The sequence below is a fragment of the Petrachloros mirabilis genome (genome assembly GCF_975968855.1).
In genome coordinates this window covers 1-21,513 of record NZ_CDLUDY010000267.1, presented here as the reverse complement: position 1 = coordinate 21,513, position 21,513 = coordinate 1, and the positions used below count along the sequence as shown (strand labels likewise).

Sequence of the window (21,513 nt, the reverse complement as noted above, 5' to 3'; positions counted from 1 at the left end):
TCAGTGTTTCTTTTCTTTCTGCATAATCTTGTCCGTCCACGCCAGCAGGATTGCGGATCCAAGAAACGTCATGTGTATGAAGATCTTCCATTTGATATGGTCGGGGTCTTCATTCGCCACATCGACGAAAGCCTTGAGGAGGTGGATGCTGGAGATGCCGATCAGGGAAGCCGCCAGTTTGATCTTAATGGTTCCAGGATCCACGTGGGTGAGCCAGTCCGGCCGGTCGGGGTGTGTTTCGAGTTCGAGCTTGCTCACGAATGTCGCATAACCGCCGATCACCACCATGGTCAGCAAGTTCGCAACCATGGTCACATCGATCAATCCGAGTACCCCCAGCATGAATTCTGTTTCTTTCAGCTGCTGAATATGGATGGCCATTTCCCAAAGTTCGACCAAGAACTTGTAGGCATAAAGGAGTTCCGCAACAATCAGGCCAGCATACAGAGGTGCCTGTATCCAGCGGCTGGAAAACACAACGGCTTCAAAAGCTTTTTCAATTTGATTTATCGTTACCGGTTTGTTCGAAGAAGGAGAAGTTTCAGTCATAGATCCTCTGGCTGATTGTGAAACCGCGTTACGGGAAATCGCCGTCTTGACGGGGGACGTATCCTAGTGGGCAAATTTCCTCCTGTCAAATCGTTGTGAGAGCGCGGTGAGTACGGCTTGAAAAGATGTGGAATGGGAGTCAGCCTACCGAAGATTCGGCTGTTTATGCCTCCAGGAGGCCAGATTCGGGGATGCAGAGGCGTCGAATGGCGTGAACAACTTTATGATCTTCGAGTGATTTATCGAAGATAAAATCTGCGCCGGCGATAGCACAGGCTGATCTCAGTTCCTGGGAGGGTTGAGACGTGACCATAATTACGGTGGGGCGAATCGACAGATGTTCGATGTGGTGAAGGACATCGACTCCACTTCCGTTCTTCAGTTCGGCGTCGAGAATTACCAGATCCGGTTTGCGGTTCAAAATCATCGCTGCCACTTCTTCCACCTCGGAAGCTTCGCCGACGACGGCAATGCCATGGATCTTTTGAAGGCGACGTTTGAATCTGGCTCGAGTTGTGGAATTTTGATCAGCGAGGACGACGGTCATGCGGGTTCACTCATTGAATAAAATAAAACGGAATCCGTACGAACAACTCTTCGCTTTGCCTCAGTCAAGCTGTAGGAGCTGTGGCGCAGGTCCGCTGTCGGCTGTTGCCAGCAAGCAGGTTGTCTAGGCCGGGAACGTGTTCGTTTGAACCATTCCTGACGTGGTCACCCGATTTCGTCATTGAGGCGACAGGCACCGTAATCTCAACAGTCGTTCCAAGGTCCGGAACTCCAGTGATCGTAATCGTCCCGTGTAACGTGAAGACGCGCTCGTGTATTCCTCGAAGACCTAATGAAGTTACCTGCCGCAGGTGATGCGGTGCGATACCCTTCCCGTTATCAGTTACCTTTAGGCGAATCTGACTCTTCCTTGTAGACATGGCAATTTCTACTGCGGTGGCGCCTGCATGCTTGGTGATGTTGGTTAAGAGTTCCTGTACGATCCGATAGAGCGCCGTGGAGGCTTCCGCTACCGGCGCGAAATCAGACAATTCCTGGTCGATCTTAAGGTGGCATGCCATTCCGGTCCGCATAGTGAAATCACTCACCAAAGACTTCAGGGCGGGTATGAATCCGAGGTCGTCCAAGATATTGGGATGTAAAGAGGTCGCGGTCCGCCGTAGGGAGCTCATCAGGCCGTCGACGGAAGCGAGAATCGAGTCGGTTTTTCCGATGAGGAGCCCTGTAGAGGCAGAAGATGTTTCAACAGCAAGGCGTTTCCGTAACCACACTATATCGAATTTCAAACCGGTTAACTGTTGGCCGAATTCGTCATGTAATTCGCGCGCGATCCTCCGGCGCTCCGCTTCCTGTGCTTCTACGATCGAGGATAGGTGGCCGCTCTGAATGGGCGGCGGGAAATCTTGCCGGGCCTTCGGCTTCTGGGATTTGGCGAGCGGAAAAGTAATCGGTGGTTGTTCTTTTACCGAAAGCGGCGGTTTTGATTGAGCAAGGGGTTTCATTGGTACCTCATGACTCCATGAATATATTTCAATAGGTTTTTGTGTCAGCGTGCTCGAACGTGGGCGGGAGAGGACTCATTATGTGCTCCGCCTTGACGACCGTGCCGCGGCCGATTCGTGAGTCGATCGCGAAATGCCAACCGATCTTTTCCGTTTTGGCAGCCATGGTCATCAACCCAAAACCGCTTGCCGGTGGAGGCGAAAGTAAAAAGCCTTTTCCATCATCTCCGATGGCCAGCGTGATGAGGTTTCCGGTGGCTTTCAGGGAAATCGTCACTTTGGAGGCTTGGGCGTGGCGGACGCAGTTGTTTAACGCTTCTCGCGTCACCGTCAGCAGTTCCTCCTCTTCCTCTTGGGTCAAGTAGGTCAATGCCTCCTGTTTGATATCGAGCTGAATGGACAGACAACCATTCGATGTACAGGCAGAAATCAACTTCCTGATCTCGGAGGGAAGGGAAACCCGCGCAATCACACCAGATTCAATTTGCTGGATATTTCGTCGCAGACTTTGAGCTACCCGGTCCAGCTGTTTGGCTAGAAGGTATTTATAGAGACTGGGTTGGCTATCGTTCTGAACACAAGGCGCCGGATTTGCTTGGAGAAATCGACCTATGGAATACAGCACCTGCAACACGTCGCAAGAGAGTGCCCGGCCCATGCGTTTCCTGTCTTGAAGAAGAACGGAAAGGCGCTCTTCTGCTGCCACCAACGCCAGCCCCAGTTCGTCTCGCCATCTCTTTCCGTTAGCAGGAAAATTCTCGTGGGATCCGTCGCTACACGATGAGTCGGAAGTTTGCACCGGATAAAGCGCCTGCGTCTTAGAAGAGTCCAGAAGGCCCTCATATACTGAGAAATCCTGATAGTTTCTTGCCACCAAATCCCCTCCGTCCACTCAAAATTGCCCGTACAAACTGGAAACAAAACTCAACGTACCTAAAAGAAATCTAGCTGAATGTTCGAACTTGGTCACCTGGCGGATCCGCCAGGTGACGAAATGGTGGTAATCCTGTGACCATTCAGCCCACGAGGGAGGGCATCCACTTTATCCGCAAGGAGGGTTCTATGAGCCAACAGGTGGTGATGGAGTCGAAGCCGCTGTCGTTTCGGGAAGGAGAATTAATAGTCAAGACTCTGGAGTCTGAAGATGAATTGAGCCAAGCCTACCAACTACGCCACCGGGTGTTTGCAGAGCGGTTGCGATGGGTTCCGGAAACAGGGGGCCGGCTCGAATCGGATGTCTACGACAGTTGGAGTACATCGATCGGAGTGTTTGCCGGCTCGGGGAGGATTCTCGCAACTGTTCGGATGATACATGCGCCGTTGCCGTTCATGATGGAGAACGAATTTAGTGCCTGTCTGGTCGGAACACATATGCTCCGTAAGAATACGGATACCGCCGAAATAACACGGTTGACAGTAGACCCGGGCATTTTGGACGGGAAACTTTCCACCCTGTTGCTGCGCACCACGTTCAAAGGCATGTACCTGTGGTGCGGTCTCCACGCCGTCCGCTTTACCTACATGGTAGTGGAGCATCGCTTGCTACGGGTAGTCCGGCGAATGGGTTGGCCATGCGTTCCGATCGGCACTCCTGTGGCGTTGCCTCCTGCGGATGTCCCGTCTGTGGCAGCCATATTAGATCTTGAAGAGTTCCGGCGAGAAGCATTGGCGCACAGACCTGAACTAGCGGCTTGGCTTGGAGTGATCAGTGCTTCTCAAGAGCGAGAAGCGGACATGCTGATCGAGCGCTAGGAATTTGAGGCGTCAGAATTGTTGCCTTGGACGATCGGCCGCAATTTGGCCACGGCCAGATCTAACGAGGTGTCGTTAAGCGGGCGAGACGAAGGTGAATAGTGATTCAAACTGCGCTCGGGAGGCCTATCAGAGCAGGTAGACCGTGATCCATCGCAGTTGCGACCGCCTGTGATCGTGATTTGACATCGAGTTTCGCGAAAATACTCTCGACGTGGAAACGAACCGTTCGCTCTGTGACGCCGAGGATTTTCGCGATCTCCCAATTTGTTTTTCCATTCCTCATCCAGTTCAAAATGGTGACTTCCCTCGGGGAAAGCGAATTGATGCATTTGTCCGTCGGAGGGGCGTTTTTGCGTCCGGTCCGCAACAAGGCAAGATGTATATGGTTGCTCACGTATTCGACAAGAGGCGCGTACGTTTCGGCTTCCACCTCCGTCCCACTTGCAAAGGAACAGAATGAAGCAAGGCCGCAGGCAGGGTCAAGCGAACCTGTCGTCACACCGTCGATGAGACCAAATTGTTTAGCCTCCTCGATGAATGCACGTTCCTCCACACTGGTTGCTCGTTCGAAGACTTGAGACCAGACATGCGTCCCGGGTTTTCTGGAAGCGATTTTGAATACGGGGTCAATGTCTGCATACCCGTTTTTCCAGTAGAGATAGAGCCATTCGTCCGGGTAACTGACATTAACGATCTCGCTGAATCCGTTGAACTGACCATCCGGACCGATTCGGGCAAGACCGCCCAGGAGTCGATTGAGAGGGAAATAATTCTGGAAACGCGAGAAGACATCTTTGATGTCCTCGATGGATTCGGCGTGGGCTGCGTAGTGAACGATTTCTAGAACATTTTGACAATCCTTCTTAGGCAGCGCTTCGAAGAGGAGAGTCGGGAAAGTATTATTTTTTTCATTCTCCATAGGGCGTGCCTCAAGTGAAGAGGGTTGTAGTATACGCCCCTTCTATGGCAGATGGAATAAAGATTCGATGTCTTGAGCCTGTGAGGAATTGCAGTTCCCAAGAGCGATGTAGGACAAATGCGTACATTCAAATCTTAAAAGTACGGAGTGAGAGTTCTATGTTCGCCAAGTATCGACTGATTCTAGCTCTAGCCTTTGGCAGTCTCCTGCTCTTTCCCCCTACGTTATGTGTTGCGCAGGCATTACGATTCCAACCGCAGGGGGCGTCGGCTGCAGGCCTCGGGAATGCCTTCGCGGCACAAGCGGACGATGCTTCCGCGATTCACTTCAATCCGGCCGGGGTTACTCAGGTTGACGGCATTCAAGTCTATGCAGGAACAGCCTTAATGGGCGGGGCGATCAAGTATACGAGTTCAGCCGGCATCGATACGCGTGGTGACTTTGGAGGGAGTGTCGTGTCCCCTCCACCCAGCCATACGTATATTACTGCCAACCTGGCGAGTCTTGGTTGGAGAAAGCTGGCCGACGTGACAGTCGGCATTGGGCTGACGACGCCATTCGGCCTAAACACCCGCTATCCGGTTGACGGGCCTTTCAACACGGCGGTGACATCCGCTACGTTGCCTCTGATCGATATCAAACCGACGGTTGCCTATAAGCTCAATGATTCAATTGCCGTTGGGTTGAGTGCGGACATCTACACGTTTGCTAGTTTTCTTGGGGAAGGTCACATCGAGCAACGATTCGTTCTTCCCGGGGGTATGACTGCTGAATTGAACGGGAGGGGTACAGGCGCAGGATTTACTGCCAGTCTCCTCTACACACCCTTACGCAATGACGAGGGGAAGCCTTTGGCTTCAATCGGATTGGTGTACACAAGTCAAAGTGTGATCCCTCTGAGTGGAGGTTTCTTCGTGAACGGGGCAAAGGTGGCCGATGCGACCGCAAATCTTGTGCTGCCCCAGATTTACAGAGGCGGGGTAGCGGTGTGGCCGATTCGCGATCGCAAGAATGAGTGGAAGCTTGAACTCGATGTCGAATATGTCGGGTGGAAGTCCCTCAGAAATCTGGATGTTTCACTATCAAATGGAGCGATCATCCCCCAACCCCAACAGTGGAAAACCGTTCCGGTCATTGCGGTCGGAACCGAATACAAATGGCTCGAGCCCCAATGGCTTCCCCAGTGGGAGATTGCGGTGCGTTCAGGTTATACGAGAACTGAAAACCCCGTCCCGGCTGTGACGTTCAATCCAGCAGTCGCTTCCTTATCAGCCCATACGATTTCATTGGGTGGGAGCGTCTTGTGCAAAGGGGCTGGACGATTCGCCGGGGTTCTGCCCTGCTCCGGCAAGGGGAGTGCCCTCACAAAAGCGATAGGACTCGATGTTGCCTACCAGGCATGGATCTATGAACCTTTCCTGGTTACAGGAAATCTCAATCCCACCGTGAACGGAACGTACCATGCCTATGTGCATGTCGGGGTCGTCAGCTTTAAATTTCAGTTTTGAACCGCCGAGGACCCTCTGTTAGACGAGTCGACCTCGATATTTTCTCACATCTTCTTCAATTGAAGCCTCCGGGTAAGGAAACCAGTGGCAAAGCCTCGACCGATGTATTGTCGATCGGAATCATGAGCGTGACTCGCGTGCCCTTCCCCCGAGCGGATACGATTGATAGTTTAGCTCCGAGCTTTCGTGCCCTGGCTCTCATGTTCTTGATCCCCATGCCATGAAAACGCCTGTTGTTAACGGTAAAGCCGACCCCGTTATCCTCGATCTTCAGCTGAGACCCTCGCTGGTTTTGACTGAGAGATAAACTCCTCTTGGCAGCTTTGCTGTGTCGCATACTATTGCTCAAAGCTTCTTTCGCGATGGCGAGTACTTGGATCCCTTGCTCAGGAGACAGGGGGTTAGCGGCGATCTCGTCGATGGAGATGGCAATGGAACCGCTACCGGTTGAGGTAAAAGATTGAGCGAGTGATCGCAATCCATCCGCTAATCCTTCTACTGTGGCGGCGGGAACTGCCATACGAGGAATAAATCCACGGAGATCCCGAATAACGCCGTTCAATTGGGTGACGGAATCCTCAAGTCTTTTCACATTGGTCGGAGAAGATCGGGGGATCTTTTGCTTGGTTACCTCAAGCCCCATTCCCACGGCATAGAGTGATTGGAGTAGGTTATCATGCAGGTCCTGACTGAGCCGTTCACGCTCTTCGAAAGCCAGACGGACAGCCAACTCGCTTCGTCTGAGCGCCTCGGCGGCGCGGGTTTGTTCCGTGATGTCGGTGCCGACTGTGACGACGCATTTCACCCCGTTCAGTTCGATCAATTCGCAGGAGACCAGGCAGCGACGTGTGGAGCGGTCTTTCGTATAAAAGGTGCGTTCCAGGTTTCGAACGGACCCCTCCCTAGTAATCTGGTCGAATAACTGCTGCCGGTCGTCCGGAGTCGGCCAGATTCCCAACGAGAGCGTCGTTTGTCCTATGACCTCATCGCGTGTAAAGCCGAACAATTCAAGCGAAGCGTCGTTCACTTCAATGCAACGTCCGGACTCCAGCTCTGTGATGACGATGGGGTGCGGGCTGGACCGAAACGCTTTGCTGAATCGTTCTTCGCTGCAGCGTAAGGCTTCTTCCGCCTGCTTTTGATCAGTAATGTCAATCCAAGAACCGATAATTTCTACGGGGTCGCCTGAGGCGTCGTGAATTAGCTTGACCCGATCGTGCATCCATCGGTAGGTGCCGTCCTTGTGTAGGAAACGGTATTCAAGGACTTGGGAACCGCGTGCGAAAAGATCGGTCAGTGAAGCGACCACGCGTGCTTTGTCGTCCTGGTGGATGCGGGACATCCAGAACGACGAATCATCGGTGAACTCATGCGCCAGGTATCCCATCTGATCGAGAATGTTTTCGCTGACATATGTCGCAGCGTAATCTCCGGAGGCTTTGCACGAATAAATGACGGAAGGACTCATGGCCAGGAGATGCTGAAGCCGCTCACGGACTAATCTCAATTCCTGCTCGGCCTGCTTACGGCCGGTGATATCAAGGGCGACACCCACATAGTGAGTAATGCGTCCTGTTTCGTGATTTCGAACGGGAAAGCCCCGATCCCACACCCATCGGATTGTGCCGTCAGGCCGAACTACTCGGTATTCATGAGCGAAGGGGAGACCATCCTGCTGGACAGAAAGGTTGGCCTCAACGCGCCTGCGGTCGTCTGGATGGATGGCATCAAGAAAAGACTTTGGGTGTTCATACAGGCTGGCGCAAGTCCGCCCCCACACGCGTTCGTAGGCCGGGCTGATATAGAGCATAGTCCCGATGGAAGGGTCGGCAGACCAGAACACCTCTTCGACGGTTTCCGCGAGTTCTCGGAAGCGTGATTCGCTTTTCTGCAGCGCCTCAACGGCTTGTTTACGCGCGGTGATGTCTTCGATCAGCCCGAAGGTGCTGATGACATGGCCCTTTTGATCTTGAATGACCGTAGCCCACAAGGAAAGAATGATAGGAGTGCCGTCCCTCTTCACCCGATGGAGTTCCTCCCCTCGGAGTTGCCCATTCTTGATCAATTTGCCGTAAAGATCATTCGAATGGTCCTGGCTATCCATGGGAAGGAACGGTGCACGGTTTCCCAACACCTCCTTTTTGGACCAGCCAAACATCGCTTCCGCCGCCTGGTTCCATAACGTGATGTGCTCGCCTGTCGGATCGAGGGCCACAATGGCAAGCGGGGAAGTGCGGATGAGTGCCTTCAGCTGTTCCGTCACGCTTCGAGAGATAGCTTCCGCGGTTTTCCTTGCCGAAATGTCTTCACACAATACGAGGATGATCAATTGGCCTGCGTCGTTTCGGACCGCCCGTGCAGTTTCTCCAACCCAGAAACGGCGACCGTTCCGGTGAACCTTCTGGATTTCCCATTGGAAAATTTTGTAAGGATTCTCGGCGCAGAGACGTAGTTGACTGCGTACCGTTTCGTGATCTGCCGGGTCGAAGACGAGGAGGATCGACCGCTCAATCAGTTCCTCGGGGGTATAGCCCAACTGTTCGGCGCCGAAGCGGTTGACGGAAAGGACCATGCCGGTTGGATCAAGGGCAAACGACATGGACGGTGTATCTTCATAGAGGAGTTTGAAATGTTCAGCGGACGGGTGGGAACGGGAGGACGGGTGTTCTGCCTGTTCCACCCGTTCTCGTTCCAATTGGTCGATGCGTTTGCGGAGTCGTTCCACCTCGTCGGCAAGTTCGGACGGGGAACGGGTCTGTCTCCTCACGAGCCCCTCGAGCAATTATTGGCCAGTAGGATATAGGGGTTTGTTTCAAAAAAGCTAGAGCACGGCGCACGAGTTGTCGATGTGGGACGGGGGCAGTTCACTTCTGCTCTGATGCAGGGCTGGGGGGTGGCTTACTGGAGGGAAGCGCTCGAAGTGCTCGAAGTGCTCGAATTGATTGAGTTGTCAACCCGGATTTGCACAGTTCCTCGTCCGATGCAGCCATGATCCCTTCCAAGGTCCTGAATCGCTTCAACAACGTTGCGCGTCGTATCGCTCCGATCCCGATAATCTGATCCAGTTGGGATGTTAGGAGTGCCCGGCTGCGTAGCTTGCGGTGAAAAGTGACCGCAAATCGATGGGCTTCATCTCTGATCTGCTGCAGCAGGTGGGTGGACGGCGAATTTGGCCTCAATATGATGGGGTTCTTTCGACCGGCGAGGAAAATGCGCTCGTCTTTTTCTCCTCGTGCTTTCGCGAGACCGAGAATCGGTAATTTCTCCTCTCCGACGCGCTTGAGGCCTTCCAGGGCGGCTGTCAGCTGACCGATTCCTCCGTCGATCAAGACGAGATCGGGCCGCGCAAGATCTTCCGTCCTGCCGTAGCGACGTGCGACAACTTCCTGCATGCTGGCGAAATCGTTGGCTCCTTGAACTGTTTCGATCTTGAATCGCCGATAGTCCGTTTTCTTCATCCGGCCTTCCTCCCATACCACCATTGATGCGACGGATTGGTTGCCCATCGTATTGGAAATGTCGAAGCCTTCGATACGGCGCGGAGGCCTCTCCAAACGAAGTAAGCGTCTGAGTTCCTCAATGGCTTGGCGGTCAGTCTCAACGCCTCTCAGCTGTTCAGCGATCGCTGCGGCGGCGTTTTCTTCCGCCAGCAACACGAGCTGATGTTTCGTCCCTCGTTCCGGGGATACCACGCGCACCGGTTCTCCTCGCTTTTCCGAGAGCCAGCGAGCGATGAGATCAGCGTCGGGTATGTCAAGGGGGAGTAAGAGCTCACGCGGAGGTTGGCCGTCTTTATTGTAAAATTGCTCGATGGCGGATCTCGTCAGTTCATCATCCGGAGCGTCCGCCGATTGAGGCCAAAAGAAATCCTTCCGTCCGATCAAGAGCCCTCCGCGCACAAACAGTAATTGAAGATCGACGGCTGAACCCTGTCGGGCGATACCAATAACGTCCTGATCGGCTGCAGTCGTTTGCGTGATGCGTTGTCGTTCAAGGGTTCGCTCAATCTTGAACAGACGGTCTCGAAGTCTAGCCGCCTCCTCATAGTCTTCCCGCTCGGCCGCTGCTTCCATCTGACCTCGCAGATCGTCGAGCAGCTCCCGGTCCCGCCCTTCCAGGAATTGACGAACCTGCCCGACGATCTTTTGATAGTCCTCCTGGGATTGATGGCCTGTACAGGGAGCCATGCAGCGTTTAATTTCGAATTCCAGGCATGCGCGTTCCGCCTTGCCGTCGATATCGATCGTACAGGTTGCCAGGGGAAAGGTTCGTTTGATGACTTTCAAGGTTTCGCGGAGCGCGCCGGAAGGGGTGTAGGGACCGTAATAGAGGGCTCCGTCCTTCTGGACACGGCGGACGATCGAGAGCCGGGGGAAAGGCTCCCTGATCGGGAGGCGGAGATAGGGATACTGCTTGTCATCCCGTAACACGACATTGAATCGAGGGCGATGGCGTTTGACGAGATTGCTTTCGAGGATCAGCGCCTCGAGCTCGGAGCGCGTGACCATGGTTTCCAGGTCGGCAATCTGGCTGACGAGCAACGCTGTTTTGGGTGTGTGGTCTGCGCTCTTGAGAAAGTAGGACCGCACACGGTCAGCGAGCCTTGCGGCTTTGCCGATATAGAGGATTTCGCCGGATGGATCCTTGAAGAGATACACACCCGGCTGATCGGGGAGATGAGCCAGCTTCGACTGGAGGATAGCGTTATCCGAAAGCATGCCTCATTCTACGAGGCATACTCCGCATCGGGCAAGGCAGAGACGCCTGCTAGTTGAGGGAACGGAGGAAGGAAGGGCTCAACGTCCCCCGTGCCACTTCGGCCACCGGGCCTTTCATCGTCAGGCTGAAGTCCGAGGCCACGTCGATGTTCAATGTTCCTCCCGGCATCTTGACGGTCACCGGGCTCTTGACCAGGCCGAGTCGCACTGCAGCGCTGGCGGCGGCACATGAGGACGATCCGGAAGCCTGGGTCTCGCCGGCACCCCGTTCCCAAATCAGAATGAAGATTTCCTTTTGACCGGTCGGCACCGCCAGCTGGACATTCGTGCGCTTTGGGAATAACGCATGGTTCTCCAGCGCCGGTCCGAGGGACAGGAGGTCTTCACGCGACCAGGTCTCTCCTGCCTTCTTGAACACGACGCAATGGGGATTGCCGACACTGACGCCTGTGAAGTGCAGAGACCGTCCGGCTGCTTCTATCGGCTGCTGGATCAATTCTTCTGCGATGAGCGAACAGGGCAATGCAGATGGTTTGAACGTAGCCTGGCCCATTTCGACCGTGACGGCACTGGCATCGCCGTGGCGATCAATGTGCAGGTCGATCGTGACGATGCCGCCTTTGGTTTCCACGGTAAAGTGCTTCTTTTTGGTCTTACCTGTGGCATGGAGGTAGCGCGCAAAAATACGAAGCCCGTTGCCCGATTTTTCCGCTTCGCTTCCGTCAGGATTAAAAATCCGGAGGCCGAAATTGGCTTTCTTCGACGGCACGAGGGCAAGGATCCCGTCGCTGCCCAATCCCCAGTTTCGATTGCAGATGAGTGCGACATTTGTTGGCTTCAGTTTGAAGCTAAGTTCTTTCGGGTCCATGACGACGTAGTCGTTACCTAAACCATGACCGCGGAAAAACCCGTTCTTCATGCCGAGCTCCAAAACGTGAAGTCGAAGTGAAAAGATCTTTCAGGGGGGCGAACGTACCATGAAGACGGCCGTGAGGAAAAGAGGAAAGAGGTGCTAGACAATCTTTACGCCGGCCGGCCGTTCGATCAATTCGACCTCGTAGCCGTCCGGAGCATCGATAAAAATGAAGCGGCTGCCGGAAGAAGTTGTCGTGGGTCCGTCGGTAATCTTGACACCTTTGTCGTTCAATGCAGCGATCGTCTCGTCGATGCTCTCGACTTGGAAGGCCAGATGGACAAGATCTTCCTGCACCTTGACCGGACCGCTCGGGGGAAAGCTACAGAGCTCGATCAACTCGTCGCTGTTCGGCACTTGCAGGAAGGCGAGATGGGAGCCCCGAGGGGAAGTCTTTCGCTCAATGACCTCAAGGCCCAACACGTCGCGGTAGAATGAGACCGTCCGGTCCATGTCGCTGACGCGCATGCGAGTATGCAGGAGTTTCTTTACTCTCATAGGTACCACTTATAGCAGAGAGCTTAGAGGTGATGGCAAGAGCCGAGAGTCGCAAAAAGGATTTGTCTGTCAGCTCTGCCTGGCCGGCCCTGCCGATTTCCTTAAGAGAATCTCGGCACTGCCAGGAATTAAGAAATTCGGCATGGGGCCGATTTCCTCAAACCCTTGCTTGCGGTAAAAGTCACGGGCGGCCTTGTTGAAATCTGATACACAGGCGAAAAGATTCTTGGTCCTCCCGAACACCAATGATTCGACATGGGCCACCAGTGCTCCGCCGACCCCCTTGCCTCTTGCCCACACTGCGACACCAAGCAGTTCCAGGTAATCCCCGAGGAGAAATTTCTCGCGAACGATCGCTATGCCGGCGAGGCCCCCATCCGTTTCGGCGACGAAACTTTCCCGCCCTTGCGGTATCGGACAGAAGACCCTTTCCCAGTCGTTATGCGAGTAGCCGAGTGTTTTCCAGGGGTCGGAATCCGTGAGCAGTGAAACCACGGCGTCACGGTCTTCCGGTCGCATAAGCCTGATCATCGGGAGGTTCATTGCTTTGGCTGAGCGCACGAGAGGAGTTCGCTCACTGTCACGGGTGTAAGTCCTTTCCGTGGGAGCACATCCTGCATGAGTTGTTGGATGACTTGGCGAGTCTCCTTCCCTTTTCCGTTGGCATGCAGCACGATGATGCTCCCCGGCCTGGCGCGCTTTGCGATGCGGGCGACGATCTGGTCGGCTGGGAGCGTGGGATCCGGATCGCCGGACTCGATGTTCCATTGAATGAACTTGAGATTGAGGTTATTGACGATATCGACGGTGGTGCTGTCATATTCTCCGTAAGGCGGGCGAAACAGTTTTGTGGCACGGGAGTAGTGCTCGCTCAGTAATTTCACTGGTCCCAGGATTTCTTTTCTTTGCTCGTCGGCGTTGTGCATAGGGAGGTGCGCATGGACTTGGCCGTGGGTGCCGATCTCAAAAAATGCGATTCCGAGGAGTTGCTCGACCTCCGGAGCATGCCTGGTGATCCATTGGCCGGACATAAAGAACGTTGCTGGAATCTCGCGTTCAACTAAATAATCCACGAGAGCTTTGTCGTAGCCCGTTCCTTTTCGGACCGGACAGAGATCGAAGGTGAGCGCGATATTGTGACAAGCAGGAGGCCCGGATGTAATGACTTGCGCCTGGCTGTCGGGTGCAATCAAGGGTGTAATCTGCCACAAGAAGAATAGAATTAGAAAGTGGTAAAGCCTGCGACACATGAGTCATAGTATAACGTATAACCGAAGTCCGAGCAGTCTCGTTCCTAAAAGATCCGTGTGGATGGTTGACGGTCAGATCGCGGCATTGATACGGTTCCTCTATGAGCTTGCCGGCATGGGAAATCGGACGGGCCTTGGGTATCCCCATCAGGGTGCATGCATCGTGGTTTCTCGTCTTCATCTTCGTGACTTGGACCCTGGCGACCGGATATTTGCCGGAAGCCCTGCCGGGACAGTCAGGAATACGCTATTGGGGTATGGGCGCGGTTGCCGCTCTCTTGTTGTTCTTCTCTGTTCTCTTGCACGAACTCGGGCATTCCTATGTTGCCCTCCGGTATCGCATTCCAATCGGCCAAATCACGCTTTTTCTCTTCGGTGGAGTAGCCCATATGAGGAAGGAGCCGCCGAGTCCGCTGGCAGAATTTCTGATCGCCATTGCCGGACCTGTGGTCAGTTTTGCAATTGGCGCTTTCTGTTTTGGGTTAGCCGTGGCTGTCGAGGCTGTGTTTTTACCTGCCGCAGGGCATGGATTCGTCGTTCTCGGGGGGTTGCTCGGATTCAACAACGTCGTGCTGGGTCTTTTCAATCTGATTCCTGGCTTTCCGCTTGACGGCGGCCGGGCTTTACGCGCTGGTCTATGGGCTTGGGGAAAGAACTTCAACCGGGCAACCAGCCAGGCGGCTTTCATAGGTTTGTCGTTCGGAGTTCTCCTCGGAGGTTTTGGCGCGCTGCTTCTCGGAGGTGCGATCGCCGGTCTGTTCGACCCTTCCACTGCCGGAAATGGGGGCTGGCTGATCTTTATCGGAGCATTTCTATTTGGCGCTGCGTGGAGCACAAGGCGGCAGGTTGCAATTCAAACGGCCCTATCCACGGCGCTGGTACGCGACGTGATGATTCGTGCCGTCGTCACCATCCCTTTGCATACAACTGTTCAAGCTGCCGTCGACGAGTTCTTCGTTGCCTATGGGTACGGTGGTTTCCCGGTTTCGGATGAAGGACGGATCGTCGGCCTCCTTTCCGTCGAAGACGTACAGGCCATTCCCCAGAGTCTATGGGCCTGGCGAACGGTGAGGGATGTCATGCATCCAGCATCACCGATGCTGTTTATTCCGCCGGATTGGTCGATCATGCAAGCGATGGAACGGATGGCACAAACCGGTTGGGACCGACTCGTCGTCGTCGAGGATGATCAGACGGTTGGATTGGTCACACGGTCAGCATTCGCGCAATTTCTCCAATTGCACAAGCGGGCGCGCTAACACGCGTTGGCTGGAGAATGACGAAAGTCAACGTCTGGCAGCGCGTCGTTTCGCCAGGCGGACGGTGCGGGATGGCGTGCCTTCGTCGTCTTCTTCATGGGAAATTCCCCACGCGTTTGGCGAAGAGAGAACCAGTGAAAGATTTTGCGACACGATGACGCGTGTCAGATGCAGGACCAACAACGACCCATAAACCACGCAAAAGAAGTTGAAGGCGATGGCGGAGAAGTCCGCGAGCATGATGGGCATGAATATGGCGAAGATGGTGCTGGCAATCAGCATGGCCACGGTGAGCCGCTGGGAAAAGTGGAAGACGGGTTGAGACCGTATGGGCGTCAGAACAGCCTGATAGCGGTCCATTCGTTCCTTCCTCGCTTCGTGGATAGCCTCGTCAGGATCTCCGTAAAGTTGAAGCAGGAAGTATCCCGCGGCGATGACAAGCCACGGGGCGGACCAAAGGGGCCAAAAATGCTGGCCGATGTAAGAATGCTCGAAGATAAGAATTCCGAATGATGGAGCATACAAGAGCGCCAATACGAGCGGAGCCAACCGGTTGTCGCGCGGGGGCGTACCAGCGGTATGGCCGTGGACCAGTTCTTGTTCGAAGAGCGGGAACCCGCGTTTCAGAACTATTAACGCGATGGCTACACTGACGGTTTTGTCCGGAATGTATCTGATACAGGTCTCAATCCAGTCCAGAAACGCGAAGCCGAAACCTTGAGCGACCGCTGGTCCGGCAAAAAGTTCCAAGTAACTGCTCAACCGGTCCTGCCATTGATCGGCCGCGATACCGAGAAAAGTGATCAGGCCATCGCTGAGTTCTATTCGAGGAGATTGCCGGACAACGCGCTCAACGAACATGCCCGGTATGCTCATGACACAGGCAGCCAGTACGCCGAATGTAAAGAGGAACCAGATGTGACTTACGATTGAGGCATGGCCGGTTTTCAGGTACAGGCTGAACTGTCTGCTACGCCCCATCCAACCCCACAGAAATCCTCCTGTCATGTTCACGAGAGACCAGGGAAAAATGACAAGATCCGCGCCGGGGCCTGGATAGAGTAACCAATTCACCAACGAATTTGTGATCAGCGCGACCGACGCTCCCCACCAGGGCCCAAGCAAAAATGCTACGAAAGCCGTGCCGACCATGTCTAAAAACAAGATGCTTTCCAATCGGTGTCCTACCAGCAATCCTAGGTAGTTCAGGACCGTTCCGACAGCGGCAATGACGAGGATTTCGTTGAACACCAGGTACGTGGGAGCAGGGCCCAATTTCTGAAGGAAACCCCAGCGGTTCGGGGATGCATTGACGGAATCATCCGGTGGTTTCGATTCCGACTCCCCTTCGCCTGCGGAGGAGAAACGGTCACGTAAATTCATGATTCGTTCGAATGTCGTGAGGACAGCGGCGATGGTGCCGGCAATGGCCCCCATAATGGTGAGGGTGTCCTTATCTACCATGCCTGTTACCTGTCTGTCGGGTTTGACTTGTCATCATGAAGATTGAACGGCTTCTCCGGAGGCGTTAGCAGAGGAATTTTAGCCTGGAAGGCATGGCCGCGCCAGGAAAAGGGGAGAAACTACTCGGAGTAGTCGGGAACAGTTTGGGGCTTCTCGAAAAGGGTCGGTTGTACCGGCGCCATTGAACGGCTCTCGTCTCGCTCGCGGAGGAGTTGCCGGGTCACCACGGCTCCCAGCAAGAGCATCGCGGCGGAATAGTACACCCATAGCAGAAGTATCACGATTTCAAGGAGGGAGCCGTAGAGCCGGACATAAATCGTCGCATATTCACCATATGTGATGAACAGCAGTTTTGCTGAGACCCAGAGCAGGGCGAACGTCAGGGCTCCCACCATGGCTTGACGCCACTGCGGTTGGCGTCGAGGGACGAACCGATACAGGCAGGTAACAGAGAGGAACGCCAATACAAATGGGAGAGTGTACGTGAGAAGAAAATCATGTGCCGTTAACGCGACAAGATCAAGGCCCCATAGGTTCGGGAGATAACCGATCAGTAAATTGATGCTCTGCGTGGCTACATAGGAAAGGATCAGAAGAATCCCTGTGGCACCGAGTAACGCGACTGAAATCGCCGTCGAGATTAGCGGATGGCGACGCCTTGAGCAGTCGAAGACGACATTCAGCGCATAATCCAACTCATAGAAGACCAGGCTGCCGAACCACACGAATGAGAGGAATACGACCCAGCGGACGCTTTCAAGCCCGCTGATCCGATGGAGCTCTTCTGCTAATTCGTCGCCCAATGACGGAAGGAATCCCTTCAAGAAACTCAGGAGAAACTGCTCGCCGATCACCTCATGACTCACCACGAAGCTGACTCCATACAGCAGCATGAAGACGAGCGGGAACAACGATAACAACGAAAAGAAGGCTAGCGAGCCGGCAAGACTGGCACAGCCATGGCGCTGGAATGACTTGGCCAAGTCGAGGAGCATGCGCCAAACTATGGACAGAGTCGGCATCATGGGCAGGTCAGGGCTAGCCTAGCACGTGCAGAGGCCTCATGCACGAGGGAATCTCGATTACTTAAACGAAAGCACGGATTGCAGCGCGAGGTCGATTATCGGAACGGGATAGAGGCCGAAGATAATGACGCCCGCTACCGTGCAGGCCAACACGATCGATAAAGCGGGGGATTCGATCACGACCGGCTGTTCGGCGACGGCACTGTCAGGCTCGCGCATGTACATTACCATCACCACCCTCAAGTAGTAGAAGGCCGACACGGCCGCGAATATGAGGGCAATTACCGCCAACCAGGTCAGGCCTGCTTCAACCGCGGCCATGAAGACGTAGAACTTGCCTATGAATCCGGCTGTCGGAGGAATGCCCGCGAGTGAGACCATGAAGACCAACATCAAGAAGGCAGCCAGAGGTTGCCGCCTGGCCAGTCCGGTGAAGTCCTCAATCTCTTCACCTTCGAATCCGCCTTTCCGGAACATCGCGACGACGGAAAAGGCGCCCAATGTCATGAAGGCATAGAGGGCAAGATAGAGCATGACACTGGCCAATCCAGAGGAGCCGCCAGATTCTCCCATGCCTCTTCCGGCGGCAACCAGACCGATCAGGGCATAACCGGCATGCGCGATGCTGGAATAAGCCAGCATGCGTTTGATATTGGTTTGGATGATCGCCACGACGTTGCCGAGGATGAGTGTCACGACGCAGAGCAGAAGGAACAAGTTCGACCAATCAGCCTTGAGGCCACCAAGCCCTTCGACGAAGACGCGAAGAAACGCGGCGAAGCTGGCGGCTTTTGAGGCGACGGCCATGAAGGCGGTAACCGACGTCGGGGCGCCCTCATAGACGTCAGGTGTCCACATGTGGAACGGGACGATGGCCAGCTTGAACCCGAATCCGATCGCCAGCAGGATCGTTGCGATCAAGAGCAGAGGATCTTCGAATCCTCTCGTGCCGATAGCCGCTGAAAGGGAGGCCAGCTTCGTGCTTCCCGCAAGCCCATAGAGCAGAGAGATGCCGTAGAGCAGAAGGCCGGAAGAGAAAGCGCCGAGTACGAAATACTTGGCTGAGGCTTCCAAGGAACGCGGTGAGGATCGTTTCAGCCCCGCCATGACGTAGAGGGACAGGGACATGAGTTCGGTCCCAAGGTAGATCGTCAGAAGGTCGGCGCCGGACACCATGACCAACATGCCGGAGAGTGCCAGGAGAATGAAACCGTAGTACTCGCCAAGTTGGAGACGCTCCGCCTTGAGATAGGGAAGTGACATTAAAATCGTGAGACCTGTTACTCCGTAAAGCAGCAGCTTCCAGAATCGGGCATATCCGTCAACCACGACAAGGTCGCTGAACGCAGTGATCCGTTCGTTGAGCGCACTGATCTGTCCGCCGGTTAAACCGATACAGAGAGCCAGGGTTCCAAGGCTGAGCCAGGCCAGCAGTTCTTTTCGTGACGGATGGGTGATCGGGTCCAGCACGAGAATTGCGCAGGCTGCCGCAACGATGAGCAGCTCGGGAAGAATAACGAGGAGATCGGCGCCGTAGGACGTCATGGCTTGATCTCCCGCTGAGGAAGATCGATGCCGGATGTCAAGACGAGCGCCGATGGCTTTGACGCGGAAGGATGCGCCGTCGGGGCCACCTTCGCACGAGCCATGGATTCCAACGTCTTCGTAACGCTCGAGTGCATGCGGCTGACCAGGGGGTTGGGATACAAGCCGATCCAGAATACTAGTGCGACGAGCGGCAGCAACGTGGCGAGCTCACGATGGGTCAAGTCCTTCAACTTGGGCAGATGATGCGGTAAGGGCACACCGAAGGCTACCCGTTGGATCATCCAGAGGAGATAGGCGGCTGCGAGAATGATCCCCAGCGATGCAAAGGCCGTTGCGGTTTTGCTCCACAGAAATGTGCCGACAAGGACAAGAAATTCTCCCACGAAACTATTTGTTCCGGGCAGGCCCAGCGACGAGAGGGCCAAAATGACGAGCAATGTCGCGTACCGCGGCATCGGCTTGGCCAGTCCGACATTTTCCACGATCAATCGACTATGAGTCCGTTCATAAATGATGCCGACGCACAAGAAGAGACCGCCGGTCGTAATCCCGTGGTTCACCATCTGCAAGACGGCCCCTTCGATGCCCTGTTGGTTCAAGACGAACAGACCGAGCGTGACGAATCCCATATGGCTCACGCTGGAATAGGCGATCAGCTTTTTCAAATCTGTCTGGGCCAAGGCCATGTAGGCGCCATAGATGATCGCCACGATTGACAACAGAGCCATCAGCGGAGTCATGTCGCGGCTGGCATCCGGTAGCATCGGCAAGCTGAAACGCAAGAACCCGTATGTGCCCATCTTGAGGAGGACACTCGCCAGGATCACGCTGCCGGCCGTCGGAGCTTCTACGTGGGCATCAGGCAACCATGTATGGAACGGGAACATGGGAACCTTGACGGCAAAGGCGGCAAAGAATGCCACGAAGAGCCAGGTTTGGAGCGCCGACGGATACGTGACCTGGCTGAGCGCCAGGATATCGAACGTGTGTCCCCCGTAGAAATACAACACCAAAATCGCCACCAGGAGCAGGACGCTGCCGGCAAGGGTATACAGGAAGAATTTGATCGCGGCATAGATCCTGTTCGGTCCCCCCCAGACTCCGATCAGCAGATACATCGGAATCAACATCGCCTCCCAGAAGATGTAGAAGAGAACGAAGTCCAGAGCGACGAAAACACCCAACATGGCGGCTTCCATGATCAACAACATGGCCATGAAACTGCGCACCCTGGTGGTGATGGATTCCCAGGAAATCAGGACACAGAGGGGCATCAACGCGGCGGTCATAAGCACCAGCGGAAGGCTGATCCCATCGAGTCCCAAACTGTAATGGATCGGCGGAGAGGTGATCCAACTGACATGTTCCGTGAATTGCATCTGGCTCGATTGCGCGTCAAAGAGCCACCAGAGAGGAAGGGCCAAAAGAAGATCGGCGAGCGTTACCCCGAGCGCGACGATTCGAGCGGAGGAGTCCTTGACGAAACAGAGGGCTCCCGCTCCCGCCAGCGGCAGGAGGATCAACATGGTCAGCCAGGGAAATCCGCCGGGTTGCATAGTCCTTAGATCACCATGAAGAGCGTCATGAGTACGACGGCGCCGAGCGCCATGCCCAATGCGTAATGTTGCGTTTGGCCGCTTTGAAGAAGTCTCAAGAGCCAGCCTCCCCAGGCTACGGCCCTTGCGACTCCGTTGACGGCTCCGTCAATGACGGCGACATCGACCCGCTTCCACAGTTCATCGGCTGCAGTAAACGTAGGACGCACGACGGAGCGATCGTAGGCCTCATCCACGTACCACTTGTTGAGCGAAAGCTGGTAGGCCGTTCGCCACTGCTGCGCCCAGCGGTCCGGAAGAGAGGGGTTCAACACGTAGACATAATAGGCCCCTGCAATACCCAATAATCCCGCCGCCGTGGCCAGGATCATGATCATGATGGCGCCACCCCCGTGGTGTCCGCTCTCATTTCCTTCTGTGGCGAACATCGGTTCGAGGAATCCGGGAATGCCCAGATAGCCGGTGACGATGCTCAATGCCGCCAGAATGATCAGGGGCACCGTCATAGTTTTGGAAGGTTCATGGACATGGGTTGCGTGGTGGTGATCGATGCGCGAGGAACCCCAAAATGTGACGAAGACCAAACGGAAACTGTAAAAGGCCGTCATGAGGGCCGTCACGAGGCCGAAGATCGTGAGTATCTGACCGAGAGTCCCGGCAGACCAGGCTGAAACCAGCAAATCGTCTTTGCTGAAGAATCCGGCCGTGAGCGGGAAGCCGGCCAGCGCGAGTGATCCGATGAGAAACGTCCAATAGGTTACGGGCAGCTTGTCTTTCAGCCCGCCCATCTTTCGCATGTCTTGTTCGTGATGAAGCGCGATGATGACCGAGCCGCACCCCAAGAACAGAAGAGCTTTGAATGCACCGTGGGTAAGGAGATGGTACATGCCGGCGGCATAGGCCCCCAGTCCGCACGCCATCATCATGTAGCCGAGCTGGCTCATGGTGGAGTAAGCGACGATGCGCTTAATGTCCGTTTGAGTCAGAGCGATGGTGGCTCCCAGGACCATGGTCAAGCCGCCGATAATCGCGACGACCGCCAT

At 54.8% G+C, this 21,513-nt stretch carries 19 protein-coding genes; 3 read left to right on the top strand and 16 right to left on the bottom strand.

Annotated features, from left to right (window positions below; genetic code table 11):
• From ACWVCN_RS11460 to ACWVCN_RS11445, 4 genes are all read right to left on the bottom strand, one after another.
• Nucleotides 1-549 (bottom strand): TIGR00645 family protein, encoded by a 549-nt coding sequence (locus ACWVCN_RS11460; protein ID WP_455245864.1) that lies wholly within the window; start codon nt 547-549, stop codon nt 1-3.
• A gap of 163 nt (nt 550-712) precedes the next feature.
• Nucleotides 713-1,096, bottom strand: a complete 384-nt coding sequence (locus ACWVCN_RS11455) for a response regulator (protein WP_455245863.1) — start codon at nt 1,094-1,096, stop codon at nt 713-715.
• Between the two features lie 64 nt (nt 1,097-1,160).
• The gene (locus ACWVCN_RS11450) at nt 1,161-2,057 is read right to left on the bottom strand and encodes a sensor histidine kinase (protein ID WP_455245862.1); all 897 of its coding nucleotides are present in this window, start codon (nt 2,055-2,057) and stop codon (nt 1,161-1,163) included.
• A gap of 28 nt (nt 2,058-2,085) precedes the next feature.
• Entirely contained in the window at nt 2,086-2,715 is a 630-nt protein-coding gene (locus ACWVCN_RS11445; protein WP_455245860.1) for a sensor histidine kinase, read from the bottom strand.
• Nucleotides 2,716-3,119: 404 nt separating this feature from the next.
• Between ACWVCN_RS11445 and ACWVCN_RS11440 the strand changes: the two genes are divergently transcribed.
• Nucleotides 3,120-3,809 carry an acyl-homoserine-lactone synthase gene (locus tag ACWVCN_RS11440; RefSeq protein WP_455245859.1) on the top strand — a complete coding sequence of 230 codons (690 nt, stop codon included), beginning with the start codon at nt 3,120-3,122 and terminating at the stop codon, nt 3,807-3,809.
• 106 nt (nt 3,810-3,915) lie between these two features.
• Here the strand turns inward: ACWVCN_RS11440 and ACWVCN_RS11435 are convergent, their stop codons facing one another.
• Nucleotides 3,916-4,731, bottom strand: a complete 816-nt coding sequence (locus ACWVCN_RS11435; RefSeq protein ID WP_455245858.1) for a helix-turn-helix transcriptional regulator — start codon at nt 4,729-4,731, stop codon at nt 3,916-3,918.
• Nucleotides 4,732-4,889: 158 nt separating this feature from the next.
• Here ACWVCN_RS11435 and ACWVCN_RS11430 point away from each other — a divergent pair, with 158 nt between their 5' ends.
• The gene (locus ACWVCN_RS11430; RefSeq protein ID WP_455245857.1) at nt 4,890-6,239 is read left to right on the top strand and encodes an OmpP1/FadL family transporter; all 1,350 of its coding nucleotides are present in this window, start codon (nt 4,890-4,892) and stop codon (nt 6,237-6,239) included.
• A gap of 55 nt (nt 6,240-6,294) precedes the next feature.
• On the opposite strand, the gene ACWVCN_RS11425 is transcribed toward ACWVCN_RS11430, so the two are convergent.
• From ACWVCN_RS11425 to ACWVCN_RS11400, 6 genes are all read right to left on the bottom strand, one after another.
• Entirely contained in the window at nt 6,295-9,006 is a 2,712-nt protein-coding gene (locus tag ACWVCN_RS11425; protein WP_455245856.1) for a sensor histidine kinase, read from the bottom strand.
• 97 nt (nt 9,007-9,103) lie between these two features.
• Nucleotides 9,104-10,957 carry an excinuclease ABC subunit UvrC gene (gene uvrC, locus ACWVCN_RS11420; protein ID WP_455245854.1) on the bottom strand — a complete coding sequence of 618 codons (1,854 nt, stop codon included), beginning with the start codon at nt 10,955-10,957 and terminating at the stop codon, nt 9,104-9,106.
• Between the two features lie 49 nt (nt 10,958-11,006).
• Nucleotides 11,007-11,876: a diaminopimelate epimerase gene (dapF, locus tag ACWVCN_RS11415; RefSeq protein WP_455245853.1), complete on the bottom strand. Its 870-nt coding sequence runs from the start codon at nt 11,874-11,876 to the stop codon at nt 11,007-11,009.
• A 93-nt stretch (nt 11,877-11,969) separates the two neighbouring features.
• The gene (locus tag ACWVCN_RS11410; RefSeq protein ID WP_455245852.1) at nt 11,970-12,368 is read right to left on the bottom strand and encodes a VOC family protein; all 399 of its coding nucleotides are present in this window, start codon (nt 12,366-12,368) and stop codon (nt 11,970-11,972) included.
• A gap of 69 nt (nt 12,369-12,437) precedes the next feature.
• Nucleotides 12,438-12,899 (bottom strand): N-acetyltransferase family protein, encoded by a 462-nt coding sequence (locus tag ACWVCN_RS11405; RefSeq protein ID WP_455245851.1) that lies wholly within the window; start codon nt 12,897-12,899, stop codon nt 12,438-12,440.
• Nucleotides 12,900-12,907: 8 nt separating this feature from the next.
• On the bottom strand, nt 12,908-13,561 hold the full coding sequence (locus ACWVCN_RS11400; protein ID WP_455245849.1) for a polysaccharide deacetylase family protein: 654 nt from the start codon (nt 13,559-13,561) through the stop codon (nt 12,908-12,910).
• 158 nt (nt 13,562-13,719) lie between these two features.
• Here ACWVCN_RS11400 and ACWVCN_RS11395 point away from each other — a divergent pair, with 158 nt between their 5' ends.
• Entirely contained in the window at nt 13,720-14,877 is a 1,158-nt protein-coding gene (locus ACWVCN_RS11395) for a site-2 protease family protein (protein WP_455245848.1), read from the top strand.
• 27 nt (nt 14,878-14,904) lie between these two features.
• Here the strand turns inward: ACWVCN_RS11395 and ACWVCN_RS11390 are convergent, their stop codons facing one another.
• The 5 genes from ACWVCN_RS11390 to ACWVCN_RS11370 all read right to left on the bottom strand — a co-directional run.
• Nucleotides 14,905-16,341 carry a hypothetical protein gene (locus ACWVCN_RS11390; protein WP_455245847.1) on the bottom strand — a complete coding sequence of 479 codons (1,437 nt, stop codon included), beginning with the start codon at nt 16,339-16,341 and terminating at the stop codon, nt 14,905-14,907.
• Nucleotides 16,342-16,460: 119 nt separating this feature from the next.
• Nucleotides 16,461-17,366: a YihY/virulence factor BrkB family protein gene (locus ACWVCN_RS11385; protein ID WP_455245846.1), complete on the bottom strand. Its 906-nt coding sequence runs from the start codon at nt 17,364-17,366 to the stop codon at nt 16,461-16,463.
• Between the two features lie 57 nt (nt 17,367-17,423).
• Entirely contained in the window at nt 17,424-18,911 is a 1,488-nt protein-coding gene (locus ACWVCN_RS11380; protein WP_455245844.1) for an NADH-quinone oxidoreductase subunit N, read from the bottom strand.
• A complete protein-coding gene (locus ACWVCN_RS11375; RefSeq protein WP_455245843.1) occupies nt 18,908-20,470 on the bottom strand; it encodes an NADH-quinone oxidoreductase subunit M in 1,563 nt (520 codons plus the stop codon). The genes ACWVCN_RS11380 and ACWVCN_RS11375 overlap by 4 nt, the downstream gene beginning before the upstream one ends.
• Before the next feature lie 5 nt (nt 20,471-20,475).
• Nucleotides 20,476-21,513 (bottom strand): proton-conducting transporter transmembrane domain-containing protein (locus ACWVCN_RS11370; RefSeq protein WP_455245841.1); only part of this gene is annotated, 1,038 nt, incomplete at its 5' end.

Coding starts and splice junctions, on each gene's coding strand:
- ACWVCN_RS11380 (WP_455245844.1), bottom strand. CDS start 18,911: ATGACGTCCTACGGCGCCGATCTCCTCGTTATTCTTCCCGAGCTGCTC.
- ACWVCN_RS11410 (WP_455245852.1), bottom strand. CDS start 12,368: ATGAGAGTAAAGAAACTCCTGCATACTCGCATGCGCGTCAGCGACATG.
- ACWVCN_RS11445 (WP_455245860.1), bottom strand. CDS start 2,715: ATGGGCCGGGCACTCTCTTGCGACGTGTTGCAGGTGCTGTATTCCATA.
- ACWVCN_RS11385 (WP_455245846.1), bottom strand. CDS start 17,366: ATGATGCCGACTCTGTCCATAGTTTGGCGCATGCTCCTCGACTTGGCC.
- ACWVCN_RS11450 (WP_455245862.1), bottom strand. CDS start 2,057: ATGAAACCCCTTGCTCAATCAAAACCGCCGCTTTCGGTAAAAGAACAA.
- ACWVCN_RS11405 (WP_455245851.1), bottom strand. CDS start 12,899: ATGATCAGGCTTATGCGACCGGAAGACCGTGACGCCGTGGTTTCACTG.
- dapF (WP_455245853.1), bottom strand. CDS start 11,876: ATGAAGAACGGGTTTTTCCGCGGTCATGGTTTAGGTAACGACTACGTC.
- ACWVCN_RS11455 (WP_455245863.1), bottom strand. CDS start 1,096: ATGACCGTCGTCCTCGCTGATCAAAATTCCACAACTCGAGCCAGATTC.
- ACWVCN_RS11440 (WP_455245859.1), top strand. CDS start 3,120: ATGAGCCAACAGGTGGTGATGGAGTCGAAGCCGCTGTCGTTTCGGGAA.
- ACWVCN_RS11430 (WP_455245857.1), top strand. CDS start 4,890: ATGTTCGCCAAGTATCGACTGATTCTAGCTCTAGCCTTTGGCAGTCTC.
- ACWVCN_RS11375 (WP_455245843.1), bottom strand. CDS start 20,470: ATGCAACCCGGCGGATTTCCCTGGCTGACCATGTTGATCCTCCTGCCG.
- ACWVCN_RS11460 (WP_455245864.1), bottom strand. CDS start 549: ATGACTGAAACTTCTCCTTCTTCGAACAAACCGGTAACGATAAATCAA.
- ACWVCN_RS11390 (WP_455245847.1), bottom strand. CDS start 16,341: ATGGTAGATAAGGACACCCTCACCATTATGGGGGCCATTGCCGGCACC.
- uvrC (WP_455245854.1), bottom strand. CDS start 10,957: ATGCTTTCGGATAACGCTATCCTCCAGTCGAAGCTGGCTCATCTCCCC.
- ACWVCN_RS11435 (WP_455245858.1), bottom strand. CDS start 4,731: ATGGAGAATGAAAAAAATAATACTTTCCCGACTCTCCTCTTCGAAGCG.
- ACWVCN_RS11395 (WP_455245848.1), top strand. CDS start 13,720: ATGAGCTTGCCGGCATGGGAAATCGGACGGGCCTTGGGTATCCCCATC.